Raw genomic sequence first — 15,073 nt, 5'->3', positions numbered from 1 at the left:
GGAGGCCGCAACGGGGGCCTCCCGCGCCTGTGCCGCGGCATCGCAGATGCTGCGGCCCGCCTTGGGCCCGGCGCCGCTGGCGCGGCGCCCGCTTACTTCAGCAGCCGCTCCAGATAGGCGCCATAGGCGTTCTTGGCATATTTCCCGGCCTGCGCCTGCAGCTCGGCGGCGGTGATCCAGCCGCGGCCATAGGCAACCTCCTCCGGGCAGCCGGCCTGCAGCCCCTGGCGCTCCTGCAGGGTGCGCACGAAATTGCCCGCATCCAGCAAGGATCCATGGGTGCCGGTGTCAAGCCAGGCATAGCCGCGGCCCATGGTCTCCACCCGCAAGGCGCCCTCGTTCAGGTAGCTTTGCAGCAGGTCGGTGATCTCCAGCTCGCCGCGGGGGGAGGGCTGCACCCGGCGGGCCCGCTCAGGCGCCGATCCATCCAGGAAATACAGCCCCGTCACCGCATAATTGGAGGGCGGCACGGGGGGCTTTTCGACGATGCCCTGCGCGCGGCCGTCCGCGCCGAAGGCCACCACGCCATAGCGCTCCGGATCGGCCACGTGATAGCCGAAGACGGTGCCGCCCGCCGCCTGCCGGTCCGCCGCCGCCAGAAGCTCCGGCAGGCCGTGGCCGAAAAAGATGTTGTCGCCCAGAACCAGCGCCGAGGGCGCCCCCGCCAGGAACTCCTCGGCCAGGATAAACGCCTGCGCCAGCCCGTCGGGCGAGGGCTGCACCACGTAAGTCAGCTCCACCCCCCACTGGCTGCCGTCGCCCAGGAGGCGGATGAACTGGTCCTGGTCCTGCGGCGTGGTGATCACGCAGATCTCGCGGATGCCCGCCAGCATCAGGACGCTGAGCGGGTAATAGATCATCGGCTTGTCATAGAGCGGCAAGAGCTGTTTGGAGACGGCCATGGTGATCGGATAGAGCCTTGTGCCGGAGCCGCCCGCCAGGATGATGCCCTTGCGGCCGGATCCTGTCCTCATGCCGGGTTTGCCCTCTGTCATGATACCTCTCCCAAATCCTTTAAAATCTCATCCAGACCCGTCCGCCAATCCGGCTGCGGGATACCAAAAACCGTGTCTATTGCTGAGCAATCGAGGCGTGAATTCAAGGGCCGTGCCGCCGGTGCGGGGTACTCCGCGGCGGGGATGTCCTCAACGTCGCAAGCGATCCCGGCGCGGGCAAAGATCCCGCGCGCAAAGCCCGCCCAGCTGGTCTGAGGCGCACCGGCAAAATGATAGGTGCCGGATTTGCCCGGATCTTCGATCAGCTGCCGCGCGATCTCCAGGCAGGCCGCCGCAATGCCGCGCGCCGGGGTGGGCGCGCCAATCTGATCGGCAACGATGGTCAGCCGCTCCCGCTCCTTGCCCAGCCGCAGCATGGTCTTGACGAAGTTGTTCCCATGCGCCGACACCACCCAGGAGGTGCGCAGGATGGCATATGTGCCGCCCGCCGCGCGCACCGCGTCCTCGCCCGCCAGCTTGGAGCGGCCATAGGCGTTCACCGGCGCCGTGGCATCGCCGGGCTGCCAGGGCGCCTCACCGCTGCCGTCAAAGACGTAATCGGTGGAGACGGTGACAAAGGGAATGCCGGTCTCCGCACAGGCCGCCGCCATCGCGCCGGGGGCCGCCCCGTTGATCACGGTGGCCAGCGCCTCTTCTTCTTCCGCCTTGTCGACGGCCGTGTAGGCAGCGGCATTGATCACGGCCTGCGGCTGCGCCTGCCGGATGGCGGCGGCGCAGGCCGCCGGATGGCTCAGATCCGCCTGATCGCGGCCCAGGCAGGTGACGCCCTCATAGGCCGCCAGTTCGCGGGCCAGCTGGCCGGTCTTGCCGAAGACGAGGATCATATGCGCTCTCCAAGATGTTCCGCCCGGCGGCACCGCCGGGCAGCCCCCGGCCGCCCCCCCGGGAGGGCGCTTCGCACCCGCCCAGGGCCGGGCGCTGCCCTTTGCGGCCTATCTGCCGTCACTTGCCGGTGCCCAGCCGCCGGCCGACGCCGTCGCGGTCCTGCAGCGCGCGCCACCAGCTCTCGTTGTCCAGATACCACTCCACCGTCTTCTCCAGCCCTTCCTCCACCGTGACCGAGGGCCGCCAGCCCAGCTCCTGCCGGATGCGGCTGGGGTCGATCGCATAGCGCGCGTCATGGCCCGGGCGGTCGGTGACAAAGGTGATCTGCTCCTTGTAAGACCGCCCGTCCGCGCGCGGGCGTTTTTCATCCAGAATGGCGCAGAGCGTCTCGACCAGCTCCAGGTTCGACCGCTCATTCTCGCCGCCGATATTGTAGGACCGCCCCAGCTCCCCCTTTTGCACCACCAAGAGCAGCGCATCGGCATGATCCTCCACATAGAGCCAGTCGCGCACGTTGGAGCCGTCGCCGTAGATAGGCAGCGGCTTGCCCGCCAGCGCATTGAGGATCACCACCGGAATGAGCTTCTCCGGGAAATGATAGGGCCCGTAATTGTTGGAGCAATTGGTCAGCACCACCGGCAAGCCGTAGGTCTCGTGCCAGGCCCGGACCAGATGGTCGCTGGCCGCCTTGGAGGCCGAATAGGGCGAGCGCGGATCATACGCGGTCTCCTCAGTAAACTGCACCGCCGGGTCGGCAGGCAGGCTGCCATAGACCTCGTCCGTCGAGATGTGGTGGAAGCGGAACCCCTCCGGCCTGCCCGCCTGCCCCCAGTATTTCCGCGCCGCTTCCAGCATCTGATAGGTGCCGGTGATATTGGTCTCGATGAAATCGCCCGGCCCGTCGATGGAGCGGTCGACATGGCTTTCGGCGGCCAGATGCATCACCGCATCCGGGCGGTGGCGCTCAAAAACAGTGTCTAATGCGGCCCGGTCGCGGATGTCGGCCTGCTCAAAGGCATAGGCCGGGCTCTCCGCCACGCTGGCCACATTGTCCAGGCAGGCGGCATAGGTCAGCGCATCGAGGTTCACCACCTGATGGCCGCGGGCAATTGCCAGCCGCACCACCGCAGAGCCGATGAAGCCCGCCCCGCCCGTAACCAGTAGCTTCATGCCTTATCCCTCCCAGGTGAACGGGCTGGCGAACTCCGCCAGGGCCGGTGCCGCGGCGTCCTTTTCGCTCAAAAGCGGCGTGCCCTCAAAACCCCAGTTGATGCCGCAGCTGTCCCAGGCCACCGCGCCGTCGCACTCGGGCGCATAATAATCGGTGCATTTATAGATCACCTCGGTCTCCGCCACCCTTGTGAGGAAGCCGTGCAGGAACCCCTTGGGCACCAGAAGCTGCTTGCCGTTTTCCGCCGTCAGCTCGATCCCGAACCATTTCCCGTAGGCGGGAGAGCCCTTGCGGATATCCACCGCCACATCAAACAGCGCGCCGCGGCCGCAGCGCACCAGTTTGTCCTGGGCGTGCGGCGGCGCCTGGAAGTGCAGGCCGCGCAGGGTGCCCGCCTGCACCGACAGCGAATGGTTGTCCTGCACGAACTCCAGTTCGATCCCGGCGTCCTGCAGCCGCCGCTTGTTCCAGCTTTCGCTGAAAAAGCCGCGCGCATCGCCAAAGCGGGCAGGCGTCAGCACCTTCAGCCCCGGCAGCCCGGTTTCCTCTATCTGCATCGCCTCTGCCCCGCTCTCTGGCCCGCTCTCTGGCCCGGTTCCGGTCCGGTCTCTGCCCGTCCCAAGCCCGGCCCCCTGATTGCCTCCGTTTGATTATATCTAGCCGCTAGGAGGGCATAGCGCCAGCATCAGGCGCCGGCAGCGCTGCAACAGGCGCCGCCCGTGCGCGCAGCCTGCGCTTGCATCCCGGCCCGCGGCCCGGCAAGCATAAGCCCATGAAGATTTTGTTTGTGCATCAGAACATGCCCGGCCAGTACCGGGAGCTGGCGCCCTGGCTGGCGGCGCAAGGCGGCCATGAAATCGTCTTTCTGACCCAGCGCAAGGGCGTGCAGCTGCCGGGGATCAGAACGGTCACCTACAAACCCTTCCGCACCCCCGACAAGGACGCCTTCGGCCTGTCCCGGGACTGGGAGGCGGCGTCAGGCGCGGGGCTTGGCGCGGCGCTGGCGGCGCGGCAGCTGAAGGACGCGGGCTTTACCCCCGACATCATCATCGGCCACACCGGCTGGGGCGAGCTGTTGTTCATCAAGGACCCCTACCCCGATGTGCCGGTCATCGGCTTTTTCGAGTATTTCTACCGCACCTCGGGCGGTCTGGTCGGCTTCGATCCGGAAAACCCGCCCAACGACCAGGCCTATTTCTTTGCCGAGGCGCGCAACACCGTGCCTTACGCCAGCATCGAGCTGGTGGACCAGGGCCATGTGCCCACCGCCTGGCAGCGCGACCGGTTTCCCAAGAGCTTTCATGACCGCATGTATCTGTGCCATGACGGCATCCGCACCGACAAGCTGGGCCCCGACCCTGACGCCTCGGTCAGCCTCGGGCGGCTGGAGACGCCGCTCACCCGCAGCGATGAGGTGGTCACCTATATCGCCCGAAACATGGAGCGCGCCCGCGGCTTTCACATCATGATGCGCGCCCTGCCCCGGATCCAGGCGCAGCGCCCGAATGCCCGCATCCTGATGATCGGCGGCAATGAGACCTCCTATGGCGCCGAGAGCAAGCATCCGGGCGGTTTGCGCGGCGAGATGGAGGATGAGCTGGGCAGCAGCGTCGACTGGAGCCGGGTGCATTTCCTCGGCAAGGTGCCGTATGACGACCTCACCCGGATCATCCAGATCAGCCGCTGCCACATTTATCTGACCATGCCCTTCGTGCTCAGCTGGTCGCTCTTGGAAGCGATGGCGATGCAGGCCACGGTGGTGGCGGCGGATGTGGCGCCGGTGCGCGAGGCGATCACCCACGGCGAGACCGGGCTGCTGGTGGATTTCTTCAGCCCGGAGAAGCTCGCCGATCAGGTGGCGGACGTGCTGGCCAACCCCGGCGCGTACGCCCATATCGGCCCCGCCGCCCGCGCCCATGCGGTGGAGAAATACGATTTCCTGAGCCGCTGCCTGCCGGAGCATATCGCCCAGATCAATGCCCTCGTGCCGGAGGCACGGAGAATTAAAGTCTAGCCGGAGGCACGGAGAATCAAGATCTGAGCCGGAGGCACGGAGGATTAAAATCCAGCCGGAGGCACGGAGACTTAAAATCCAGCCGCAGGCGCGGAAAAAAAGGCTCTGATACTGCCCCCTTCCGCTGGGTCCGGGTCAAGGCCGGCGCAGCCGCCGCGCAGCGGCGCCCTTGGCCGCCGCCCGGCCACAAGCGGAACCTTCCCCTTCAGAAAGGCCCCGGCATCACGCACCCGCCGGATGCGGCGGCCCCCGGCTCCGCCCGCATCCGGCCAGCGGCGTCCCGGCCTTGCGGCCGGGCACACCTGTTGCGGCCCCCCGCCGGCGCCCCCCTTTAGTGCGGCCGCGGCTCCGCCGTCTGCGGCGGCAGCCGCTCGGAGGCCCAGAGCGCGGCCTGGGTGCGGTTCTTGGCGCCGATCTTGCGGAAGCAGGTGCGCAGATGCACCTTCACCGTGGCTTCGCAGATGCCCAGCTCATTGGCGATGCTCTTGTTGGTGGCGCCTTCGGTCAGCTTGGCCAGGATCAGCTGCTCGCGGTCCGACAGCCCGTGCCTGGCCCGGCCGTCCGGCGGGCACGGCACAACCGCGGGCAGCTCCGCCTCCGCGGCGTCTGCGGCCTCCGGCAGCACGATCCGGTAGCCGTTCTGCACCACCTGCAGCGCGGCGATCAGCGCATCCGCCGGCTGGCGCTCCGGGATCACCGCCTCGGCATAGGTGCTGAGGCGGGCCTGGGCCTCGGGCGGGCAGTCATCGCCGGTGACCAGGATCAGATGCGCGCTGCCTTTGCGGGCGCGGTAGCTGCGCAGCTCCGCCTCCAGCCCGTCGCCGGCGCAATGGCTGTAAAACAGCACCAGGTCCCTGGCCGGCAGCGGCGGCAGCTCTGCCAGGCTGCTGCAGCAGCCGCCGGTCTCGTAATCATGTGCTTCACAGATGTTCAGAAACATGTCCCTGAGAAGCCTGCTTTCCCCCACAATATGCACAGGCATCAAAAACTCCTTTACTCGTAACCAGAACCGGATCCTGCGTCCGGCCCGTCCCTCCAGGAGCGCCCTTTATTAAACCGCCTGCCCCCGCAGGCGGCCGGTGCTGCAATGCGCGGCCGCTCCCTGAAACACAATTCACCCGCCTGCTGCCGTCTTGGCCCCGGCGGCGCTTTGCGCTGCCGTTTCCGGATCGTGATAAATACAGAACATGCCCGGAAAAAAACATCCTGGGCCTGGCAGCGCAGACGGGCGTCCAAACACTTCTGATGCGCATTGCTGTGGATAAACCGTAGCGAATTCAGCCGTTTTTGTTAAGAAGCTTCCCCTCAAGGCGCAGCTCTTTTTGGCCGCCCGGCCCGGCCCTGCGCCCCGGTTTCCGCCTTACCCGGCTGTTTTTCCACGCGATCTGGCCAGGGCGCCTTACCCCGTTGGCAGTGTATCCGATAGGGAAACGGTCTGTTTCCAAGGGGTATTCTGCAATTTTAAGAAATTTGAATCTGCAACCAAATCAACCTTAAGTTTCTTCGATTCGCCCGATGCGCGCCCGCCGCTACCCCCATGGTGGTATCCGGCGGTGCCGGGCCGGGCCGCGCCGGCCTTTGACGTACCCCCTCTGCCCGGTTTGACGCTGCCGGCACTGTGCTACCTTCAAGGCATTCATAATGTCATGCCGGGGGGCAACATGGGTGTGTTGAGTGCGTCCGCTGCGCAAGCGGGCAGGTTGGTATTTTCACGGTCTTTTCAAAGGCAAATCTCTTCTCTGACAACGCAGGCCCTGGTCCAGCCGGGGCACCGGCGCGCGCCGGTCCTGACCAGTTCCGGGGCACTTGGCGCGGCCTGTCCGGACACCGCCGCGGCGGCGCTGCGGCGCCAGCTGCAGCCCGGCACCGCCAGCAGCTTCCGCCGCCGCCGCCCGGGGGGAGCGGCGGCGCGGGCGCTGGCGGCGCTGCTGCCCGCGGAGCTGGCGGCGGACCTCGCCGCAGGCCGCGGCTGGACGCTGTTTTCCTGCGGCTTCGAGGACGGCAGCGAGGATCTGATCGCCCTGAAACTCGAAGGCGGCCCCCATGATGCCCATTGCGGCGACATCCTGCAGGCGATCTGGCCGGTGCTGCGCGAGGACAGCTTGCGCGAGCTGGCGGGCGAGACCCAGGCGGCGGTGACCAGCGCGCTGTTGTGGACCATTTCCAAGAAGACCGACTCTGCGGTGCTGGTGCTCGACGGCGAGGGCCGGCTGCTGCATTGCAATGAATCGGGGCGCGACATGCTGGAGGGCGGCGACCTGCTCAGCGACCAGGGCGGCCGCCTCAGCTGCGCCCGCCCGGGCGAGACCGCGGGGTTTTACGCGGCGGTGGCCGAATGCGCCCGCTCGCGCCGCGGCAGCGCCCGCGGCCCGCGCGAGCTGATCCTGTTCCTGGAGGACCGCCAGAGCGGCATGCGGCTGCCGGTGTCGCTGACCCGCTACCGCTGCGCCGGCGCCGATCAGCCGCTGGTGGTGGCGATCCTGCCGCGCCAGCCCGACCGCACCCGCATCGAGATGCTGGCCCAGAAGATGGGGCTGTCGCCGGCCGAGGCGCGGGTGGCGGCGCTCATCCAGCTGGGGCTGTCCAACCGCGAGGCGGCGCATATCGCGGGCCTCAAGGAGCAGACCTTCAACACCTATGCCAAGCGGGTGCTGGCCAAGCTGCAGTCGGCCGGCCGCGCCGAGATGGCGCAGCGGCTGACCTGGCAGGCCTCGCTGGGGAGGGCGTCATGAACAAGCTGACGCTGGAAGCCCCGGTGCAGGGCCCGCCCGCCCCGGCCGGCAGCCCCGCCCGCCCGGCCCGGCCCCGCCCGGCCCAGGCCTCTTCTGAACAGGCCCCTTCCGGACAGGCCGCCCCGGCACAGGCCGCCACTGGACAGGCCGCCTCTGGACAGGCCGCCTCTGGACAGGCCGCCTCTGGACAGGCCGCCTCTGAACCGGCGCAGGCGCAGGCCGCTCCGGACAGGCCGGCGCCGCCGCCGCGGCTCAGCGCTGCGGTGCTGGCGCAGATCGCAAACGCCCTGCGCCAGGGCGGGCCGGACGCGCCGCCGCTGGCGGCCCAGGCCGACCTGGTGGCGCTGCACAAGCGCATCGCGGAGATGTTCACCACCCTGAACGAGGGGCTGGGCGCGCAGGCGGCGCAGAAGGCGGCCGCCGACCGCGCCGCGCTGAGCGCCCGCATCGACCAGCTGGAGACGGCGGTGAACCGGATGGAAGGCGCGCTCAGGATCGAGCTGGAGCCGGTGCTGAAGGCTGCGGTGGCCGAGGCGCTGGCCCAAGCCGCGCCCAAGCCGCGCCGCCGCTGGCCGCGGGGGGTGGCGGCGGCGCTGGCGCTGGCGGCCGCGCTGGCGGCGGGCGCCTGGTGGCACGCGCCGCTGCTGGCGCTGGCGGACAGCGCCGCGCCGGCCCTGGCCGGCTGGCTGGGCCGCGGCGGCTAAAGCGCTGATTTTGTCCCCATTTGGGGGCATCGGCAGCGGCGCGGATGCGCTGCAATACCAGCGGAAGGCATCACGGCGCCTTTGTCACACCGCCGCCGCAGCAGCCGCACCCGCGGCAGACCGCGCGGCAGGGGCAAGCACCCGGGCGGCACAGGCTGCCCCGCCCCGCACAGTTACAGTTAACGAGGAGGACGTTTACCATGGGTATCAAGGACAGAACCTCAGATTGGGAAGTCTGCAATCCGGATTGCGAGATCATCTTCAGCGACAACAAGTTCGACCCGAATTACAACGACGGCACCACCGAGCGCGGCGGCACCGACGGCAATGTGATCGACCTGAACGACCACGACGCCGGCGACAATGCCAAGGCCGGGGCCGGCGATGACGCCGTCTACGGCAACGAGCGCAACAACCGGCTCGATGGCGAAGCCGGCCAGGATTACATCGAAGGCCAGGACGGCGACGATGCGATCGAAGGCGGCACCGGCAATGACTACCTGTTCGGCGGCAATGCCGACGGCAAGGGCCATTACGTGCAGGTGATCACCGGCTATGAAACCAAGGTCAATCAGGACACCTGGGAAGAATACCAGGTGCCGATCTACGGCCAGAAATACATCGACGACGGCGACGACTGGATCGACGGCGAGGAAGGCTGCGATTACATCGACGGCGAGACCGGCAATGACACCCTCTTGGGCGGCGAGGAAAGCGACACCGTCTTCGGCGGCAAGGGTGACGACCACATCTTCGGCGATGATGCGGACGGCAACTACAGCTATGCCGACGGCGACCGCGGCGACTACCTCTATGGCGAGCTCGGCGACGACTGCATGGACGGCGAAGGCGGCGACGACTGGATGTGGGGCGACATGGGCCAGTCCGGCGAAACCGCCAAGGACGGCGACGACACCATGTACGGCCGCGACGGCAACGACCGGATGAACGGCCAGGGCGGCAATGACCGCATGGCAGGCGGCCTCGGCGACGACCTGGTGATCGGCGGCAGCGGCGATGACGAGATGTTCGGCGACGAGCGCCAGTCGCAGAATGACGACCTTGATTTCGGCGCCGACAACGGCACCGGCAACAAGGACGAGCAGGTCGACGGCGACGACTGCATGCTGGGCGGTGACGGCAACGACACCATGGACGGCCAGGGCGGCAACGACAGCATGTTCGGTGAAGACGACGACGACCTGATGCAGGGCGGCCGCGGCGACGACCTGATGGATGGCGGCGCAGGCCGCGATGACGTCAACGGCGGCGCCGGCCACGACACCATGCGCGGCGGCTCCAACAACGACGTGCTGGAAGGCGGCGCCCAGGGCGACCTGATCTTCGGCGACAGCGGCACCAACCTCGGCGCCGACGTCAACGGCTACGAGATCGACTGGGATTGCTGCGACGACGATGAGCAGGCCACGGCTGCCGACAGCAACCATGCCCCGACGGATGAAGGGCTGAAAGAAGTCGACTGCCCGGACTGCTACACCCCGATCGACGAAGGCCCGGACGGCAATGACCGGATCCGCGGCGGCGGCGGCGACGACACCATGTTCGGCGAAGGCGGCAATGACGTCATCATCGGCGGCCGCGGCGACGACGAAGGCTACGGCGGCGACGGCAATGACCGGCTCTATGGCCGCAAGGGCAACGATCTGCTGCACGGCAACGACGGCGACGACTGGGTGCTCGGCAATGAAGGCCATGACCGTCTCTATGGCGACGCCGGCGATGACACCATCAAAGGCGGTGAGGATTCCGACAAGGCCTGGGGCGGCACCGGCAACGACATTGTCTGCGGCGATGAGGGCAATGACTTCCTCTACGGCGAGGAAGGCAACGACAAGGTCAAGGGCGGCGACGGCAATGACGTGGCCCATGGCGGCGACGGCAGAGACACCGTCAAAGGCAACGATGGCGACGACTTCCTCGACGGCAACGACGGCAACGACAAGGTGCTTGGCGGCAGCGGCAAGGACGTGCTGCAGGGCGGCGACGGCGACGACTACCTGAACGGCGGCGCCGACCGTGACTGCCTCTACGGCGAAGCCGGCGACGACCGCCTGGACGGCGGCACCGGCGGCGACTTCCTGGACGGCGGCAACGGCAACGACACCCTGTCCGGCGGCGCCGGCGACTACAACGACTTCCTGAAAGGCGGCGCCGGCCGTGACCGGCTGTACGGCGGCGACGGCAAGGATGTCTTCATCATCGATCTGGAATGGGATGGCGCCACCTTCTCGTCCAACGACGGCACCGACACCATCCACGACTTCGACATCGATCAGGACCACGACGTGCTGCTGTTCCGTGTCACCAACGTGGGCGGCGGTCTCGGCACCTCGGCGCAGGATGCCTTCGGGGCGCTCGACGGCGGCGGTGCCACCGTCACCGACAATGGCACCGACACGCAGATCAGCGCGGGCGGCGCCACGGTGAACATCCTCGGCCTGACCGGCAACGAGGCGCCGTTCACCTCGCTCGGCCAGGACGCTGTCCCGATCGGCGGCGTCGGCATCAACGCGGTCACCACCGGCGATGCGGGCTCTTACGAGGCGATCCGGGTGCTGACCTCCGATACCGGCTTTGACGACAGCTACGACAACATCTGGGGTCCCACTGCCGTCTGAGCCTTAGGAACGGCGGGCCCGGGGTTTCCCCCGGGCCCGTCCAGCCCTGGTTCAGGACAGCGATTTGGTCCCCGGCCAAGGATTGCATCCTTGGACCAGGGCGCTGTTCTCCAGATTTCATAACTTCACTTCGTGCAGCCGGGGGGCTACGACAATGAAGGTAAGACGGGTATTTGATGGCCAGCGGGGCGTGCTTGCCGCCATCTTCACGGCAAGCATCTTTGTGAACCTCCTTGTCCTGACAGCGCCGCTCTACATGCTGCAACTGTTTGCCCGGGTCATGGCCTCGGGCAGCATTCCAACCTTGATTGCCTTGACCACCGGCGCAGCGATTGCGCTGGTGTTCTTTTTTCTGTTCGACATGATCCGCCAGCGCCTGGTGGCGCGGCTCGGATCGCGGCTGGAGGCGCGGCTCAGCCCGGTGGTGCTGGACGGCATGATCAGCGGCCGCCTGCCGCCGCACCTGTCCCGCGCCGAACCCATCCGCGACATCCAGGAGCTGCGCGGCTTTGTCACCAGCCCGGTGTTCCTGGCGCTTCTGGACGCGCCCTGGTCGGTGATCTTCCTGGCGCTGATCTTCATGTTCAGCCCGGTCCTGGGCGCGGTGGCGCTGGTCGGCATCGCGCTGCTGTTCAGCCTCGGGCTGCTCAGCGAGATGATGGCCCGCAAACCCTTGGAGACGGCCGGCAAACAGGCCGCCGAGACCAATGCCGCAGTGGCGGAGATGATGGCCAATGCCGGGCTGATCCACGCCATGGGCAAGACCGCGCCGCTGATCCGGCGCTGGCAGCTCAAGGCGTTCTCCGCCCTGGTCTTCAACACCCTGGCCACCGACCGGGTGGCGCTGATGACCTCGCTGGCCAAGGCGGTGCGGATGGGGCTGCAGATCGCGGTGCTGGGCGTGGGCGTGGTGCTGGTGATCAACAGCCAGCTGACGCCGGGGCTGATGATTGCCTCCTCGATCCTGCTGGGCCGCGCCGCGGCGCCGGTGGAGCAGTCGATCGCCGGCTGGCGCGGCTTTTTGAAGGCGCGCGGCGCGCACGGGCGGCTGAATGACTTCCTCACCCATCTCGGCGCCGCGCCGGAGCGGCTGGAGCTGCCCGCGCCCGAGGGCCGGCTGTCGGTGGAAAATGCCACCGTGGTGCTGCCGGGGCGGCCGGAGCCGGTCTTGCTGGACATCACGCTGGAGCTGAAGCCGGGCCAGTCGCTGGGGCTGATCGGCCCCTCCGGCGCCGGCAAGACCACGCTGGCCCATGCGCTGGCAGGCCTGCAGCCCTTGGTGCGCGGCCATATCCGCATCGACGATGCCGCCCTCACCGACTGGGATCCGGCGCAGATCGGCCAGCATATCGGCTTCCTGCCGCAGCGGGTGGAGCTGTTCCAGGGCACGGTGGCGGAAAACATCGCGCTGATGGACCCGGACGCCAAACCCTCGGATGTGGTGGCGGCCGCCAAGCTGGCGCAGGTGCATGAGATGATCCTGGCGCTGCCCGGCGGCTACAACGCCGAGGTCGGCCCGCGCGGCGAGTTCCTGTCGGCAGGCCAGCGCCAGCGCATCGGCCTGGCGCGCGCCTTCTTCGGCGACCGCAAGCTGATCGTGCTGGACGAGCCCAACGCCAATCTCGACCCCGAGGGCGAGGAGGCGCTGGCCACCGCCATCGAGGAAGCCTGCGCCCGCGGCGCCGCGGTGGTGGCGGTGACCCACCGGCTCAGCCTGCTGCGCCGGGTCAGCCATGCGGCGCTCTTGCAGCAGGGCCGCATCGCCCGCTTCGGCGAGGCGCGCCAGGTGATCGAGGCGGCCGCCCAGCCGATGGCCGCCCGGGCGCATCCCGGCGATCCCAAAATCGCCCCCTTCCGCCACCGCAACGCGGAAGGGGGCAGCACCGGGCAAACCGCGAACGCGCCCGGCCATAAAGGAGCAAGCGCATGAGCCTGGTGGAACATGACAGCCGCAGCCCGGCAGAGACCGGCCGCGCCGCGGCCAAGAGCGGCTTTCGCGACCTGATGCCCGCCGGCGGCAGCCTGGATGTGGCGCTGCCGGGGCGGCCGCCGACCCGGGTGCGCCAGCTGGTGCTGTGGATGGCGGTCTGCGGCTTCGGCCTGTTCGGCGGGCTGGTGTTCTGGGCCACCCAGGCGGAGCTGACCAGCGCGGTGGTGGCGCCCGGCGCCTTCAACGTGGCCGGCGACCGGCTGGCGGTGCAGCATCTGGAAGGCGGCATCCTGCGCGAGCTGAACATCACCGAGGGCAGCCGGGTCGCCAAGGGCCAGGTGATCGCCCGGCTCGACGGCCGCCGCATCGAGGCGCAGCTGGCGATCCTGAACGGCCAGCGGGCCAGCCTGCTGGCGCAGCAGGCCCGGCTCGACGCGGAGCTGAAGGGCACGGACAGCCTGCAGACCGGCCCCGAACTGCAGCAGCTCATCGCCCGGATGCCGGAGCTGGCGCAGCTGGTGGCGGTGCAGCGCGACCTGCTCAGCTCCAACCGGGCGCTCTACCAGGGCCAGATGGAGATCCTCCAGGGCCGCATCACCCAGCTCAACGACCAGCTCAAGGGCCGCGATGCCCGCATCCGGGCCACCGAGGAGCAGCTGGCGCTGGTGCAGGAGGAACTGTCGGACCTCGGCGGGCTGTTCGAAAAGGGGCTGGTGCCGAAGACCCGCATCAGCCAGCGGCAGATGCAGCAGAGCGGCCTCCTCGGCACCCTTGGCGCGATGGAAAGCGACCGCGGCAACGTGCTGGAGCAGATCGGCGAGATGGAGGAGCGGCGGCTGCAGGCCGGCCGCGACCGGGCGGCGCGGATCGCCGCCGAAAGCCAGGACGTGCAGGAGCAGCTGCTGGATCTGCACCAGCGCCTGGACGCCACCCTCGACGTGGCCGAGCGCCAGATCATCCGCGCCCCGCGCGACGGCCGGGTGGTCGGGCTCAGCATCAACACCCTGGGCCAGGTGGTGGATCCCGGCCAGACCATCCTGGAGCTGATGCCCGAGGATGCCGGCCTGCTGGTGGAAACCCGGGTGGCGGTGGCCGATATCGACGAGGTCTCCGAGGGCAGCCTGGCGCGGGTGCAGCTCACCGCCTACAGCTTCCGCTCGACCCCGCCAGTGACCGGCGAGGTGGTGATGGTGGCCGCGGGCAGCAGCATCGACCAGATGACCGGCCAGCCCTATTACCCGGTGCACATCCGCATCGATGCGGCGGATCTGGCCGCCCTGCCCAATGTGAAAACCCTGCCCGGCATGCCGGCCCAGGCGATGATCGAAACCGGCCGCCAGACGCTGGCCGACTACCTGATCAGCCCGGTGCTCTCCAGCATGTCGCAGGCCTTGAAGGAAGGCAGCGGCTGACGCTGCCCAGCCAGGAGGGCCGCGGTTCCGGGGGGAGGGCCGCAGCCTGTCCGGGCCTGCCTGACCCGCCTGCCTGCTCCCTGCCGCAGGCCGGGGGCCCGGAAAGGCGGGGCCGCCTGACCCATGGCGGGCACAGGATAGCCCTCAGCACCCCCGTCCTATCCTTTGGTGCAGCAGCGCCGCCGGGGCCGCCATGCTAGAAAGGTTTCAACAGGCAGACACAGCCAGCTGCCGCCAAGACACACAGACCAAAAAACACTGACCGCAAAAACACACACCGCAGGAGACACGCCCATGACCCTGATCAGCACCCTCACCGGCATCACCGCAAGCCTGGCAGCCGTGGCCGCGGGCTTTCTCCTGGGCCTGCCGCTGCTGGCCCTGGCCCTGATCTACCCGGTCGCCGGGGTGCTGGGCTGCACCGCCTGCCAGTGGGCGCTGGAACAGCGCGAGCGCCTGGCCGCCGGACCGCAGCTGGCCTATTACTCGCCGCGCCCCTATTTCGGCTGACCCCGGCCCCCCGCATCTCCCCCCCGCGCTTCGCCCCGAGGCGCAAGGCCCAGCCGGCACGCTCCCCCCCTCCTCGTGCCTCCCGGCCACCTGCAGCCCCCGGCCGTCCCTCCTCTCCTC

12 protein-coding genes are annotated in these 15,073 nt (G+C 68.5%); 7 read left to right on the top strand and 5 right to left on the bottom strand.

Annotated features, from left to right (window positions below; genetic code table 11):
• Positions 1 to 92: 92 nt before the first annotated feature.
• The 4 genes from rfbA to rfbC all read right to left on the bottom strand — a co-directional run bounded on the left by rfbA (position 93) and on the right by rfbC (position 3,569).
• Positions 93 to 995 (bottom strand): glucose-1-phosphate thymidylyltransferase RfbA, encoded by a 903-nt coding sequence (rfbA, locus tag DAEP_RS0100060; RefSeq protein WP_027243232.1) that lies wholly within the window; start codon positions 993 to 995, stop codon positions 93 to 95.
• Positions 992 to 1,840, bottom strand: a complete 849-nt coding sequence (gene rfbD / locus DAEP_RS0100055; protein ID WP_027243231.1) for a dTDP-4-dehydrorhamnose reductase — start codon at positions 1,838 to 1,840, stop codon at positions 992 to 994. Before rfbD ends, rfbA begins: the two co-directional genes overlap by 4 nt.
• 118 nt (positions 1,841 to 1,958) lie before the next feature.
• Entirely contained in the window at positions 1,959 to 3,011 is a 1,053-nt protein-coding gene (gene rfbB, locus DAEP_RS0100050; RefSeq protein WP_027243230.1) for a dTDP-glucose 4,6-dehydratase, read from the bottom strand.
• Between the two features lie 3 nt (positions 3,012 to 3,014).
• Entirely contained in the window at positions 3,015 to 3,569 is a 555-nt protein-coding gene (rfbC, locus tag DAEP_RS0100045; protein WP_027243229.1) for a dTDP-4-dehydrorhamnose 3,5-epimerase, read from the bottom strand.
• Positions 3,570 to 3,784: 215 nt separating this feature from the next.
• Between rfbC and DAEP_RS0100040 the strand changes: the two genes are divergently transcribed.
• The gene (locus tag DAEP_RS0100040; protein WP_027243228.1) at positions 3,785 to 5,026 is read left to right on the top strand and encodes a glycosyltransferase family 4 protein; all 1,242 of its coding nucleotides are present in this window, start codon (positions 3,785 to 3,787) and stop codon (positions 5,024 to 5,026) included.
• Positions 5,027 to 5,357: 331 nt separating this feature from the next.
• Here DAEP_RS0100040 and DAEP_RS22250 read toward each other — a convergent pair whose 3' ends face one another.
• A complete protein-coding gene (locus tag DAEP_RS22250) occupies positions 5,358 to 6,008 on the bottom strand; it encodes a helix-turn-helix transcriptional regulator (RefSeq protein ID WP_167630814.1) in 651 nt (216 codons plus the stop codon).
• A 679-nt stretch (positions 6,009 to 6,687) separates the two neighbouring features.
• Between DAEP_RS22250 and DAEP_RS0100030 the strand changes: the two genes are divergently transcribed.
• From DAEP_RS0100030 to DAEP_RS0100005, 6 genes are all read left to right on the top strand, one after another.
• On the top strand, positions 6,688 to 7,758 hold the full coding sequence (locus DAEP_RS0100030) for a helix-turn-helix transcriptional regulator (RefSeq protein WP_027243227.1): 1,071 nt from the start codon (positions 6,688 to 6,690) through the stop codon (positions 7,756 to 7,758).
• Entirely contained in the window at positions 7,755 to 8,462 is a 708-nt protein-coding gene (locus DAEP_RS23230; protein WP_051337279.1) for a hypothetical protein, read from the top strand. The genes DAEP_RS0100030 and DAEP_RS23230 overlap by 4 nt, the downstream gene beginning before the upstream one ends.
• Before the next feature lie 200 nt (positions 8,463 to 8,662).
• Positions 8,663 to 11,101, top strand: a complete 2,439-nt coding sequence (locus DAEP_RS0100020) for a calcium-binding protein (RefSeq protein WP_027243226.1) — start codon at positions 8,663 to 8,665, stop codon at positions 11,099 to 11,101.
• Between the two features lie 154 nt (positions 11,102 to 11,255).
• Entirely contained in the window at positions 11,256 to 13,031 is a 1,776-nt protein-coding gene (locus DAEP_RS0100015; RefSeq protein ID WP_027243225.1) for a type I secretion system permease/ATPase, read from the top strand.
• On the top strand, positions 13,028 to 14,443 hold the full coding sequence (locus DAEP_RS0100010; protein WP_027243224.1) for an HlyD family type I secretion periplasmic adaptor subunit: 1,416 nt from the start codon (positions 13,028 to 13,030) through the stop codon (positions 14,441 to 14,443). Before DAEP_RS0100015 ends, DAEP_RS0100010 begins: the two co-directional genes overlap by 4 nt.
• A gap of 294 nt (positions 14,444 to 14,737) precedes the next feature.
• Entirely contained in the window at positions 14,738 to 14,953 is a 216-nt protein-coding gene (locus DAEP_RS0100005) for a hypothetical protein (RefSeq protein ID WP_027243223.1), read from the top strand.
• The last annotated feature ends 120 nt before the right edge of the window (positions 14,954 to 15,073 follow it).

Origin of the sequence: Leisingera daeponensis DSM 23529 (genome assembly GCF_000473145.1) — a bacterium.
In the GTDB taxonomy this organism is placed as follows: domain Bacteria; phylum Pseudomonadota; class Alphaproteobacteria; order Rhodobacterales; family Rhodobacteraceae; genus Leisingera; species Leisingera daeponensis.
Note: the sequence above shows the minus strand (reverse complement) of the source record. Positions and strands in the feature narration are given on the sequence as shown.

Bases quoted from the DNA above. Each gene is read 5' to 3' on its own strand.
- DAEP_RS0100030 (WP_027243227.1), top strand. From the start codon at position 6,688: ATGGGTGTGTTGAGTGCGTCCGCTGCGCAAGCGGGCAGGTTGGTATTT.
- rfbB (WP_027243230.1), bottom strand. From the start codon at position 3,011: ATGAAGCTACTGGTTACGGGCGGGGCGGGCTTCATCGGCTCTGCGGTG.
- rfbC (WP_027243229.1), bottom strand. From the start codon at position 3,569: ATGCAGATAGAGGAAACCGGGCTGCCGGGGCTGAAGGTGCTGACGCCT.
- DAEP_RS0100005 (WP_027243223.1), top strand. From the start codon at position 14,738: ATGACCCTGATCAGCACCCTCACCGGCATCACCGCAAGCCTGGCAGCC.
- DAEP_RS23230 (WP_051337279.1), top strand. From the start codon at position 7,755: ATGAACAAGCTGACGCTGGAAGCCCCGGTGCAGGGCCCGCCCGCCCCG.
- DAEP_RS0100015 (WP_027243225.1), top strand. From the start codon at position 11,256: ATGAAGGTAAGACGGGTATTTGATGGCCAGCGGGGCGTGCTTGCCGCC.
- DAEP_RS0100020 (WP_027243226.1), top strand. From the start codon at position 8,663: ATGGGTATCAAGGACAGAACCTCAGATTGGGAAGTCTGCAATCCGGAT.
- DAEP_RS0100040 (WP_027243228.1), top strand. From the start codon at position 3,785: ATGAAGATTTTGTTTGTGCATCAGAACATGCCCGGCCAGTACCGGGAG.
- rfbA (WP_027243232.1), bottom strand. From the start codon at position 995: ATGACAGAGGGCAAACCCGGCATGAGGACAGGATCCGGCCGCAAGGGC.
- DAEP_RS0100010 (WP_027243224.1), top strand. From the start codon at position 13,028: ATGAGCCTGGTGGAACATGACAGCCGCAGCCCGGCAGAGACCGGCCGC.
- DAEP_RS22250 (WP_167630814.1), bottom strand. From the start codon at position 6,008: ATGCCTGTGCATATTGTGGGGGAAAGCAGGCTTCTCAGGGACATGTTT.
- rfbD (WP_027243231.1), bottom strand. From the start codon at position 1,840: ATGATCCTCGTCTTCGGCAAGACCGGCCAGCTGGCCCGCGAACTGGCG.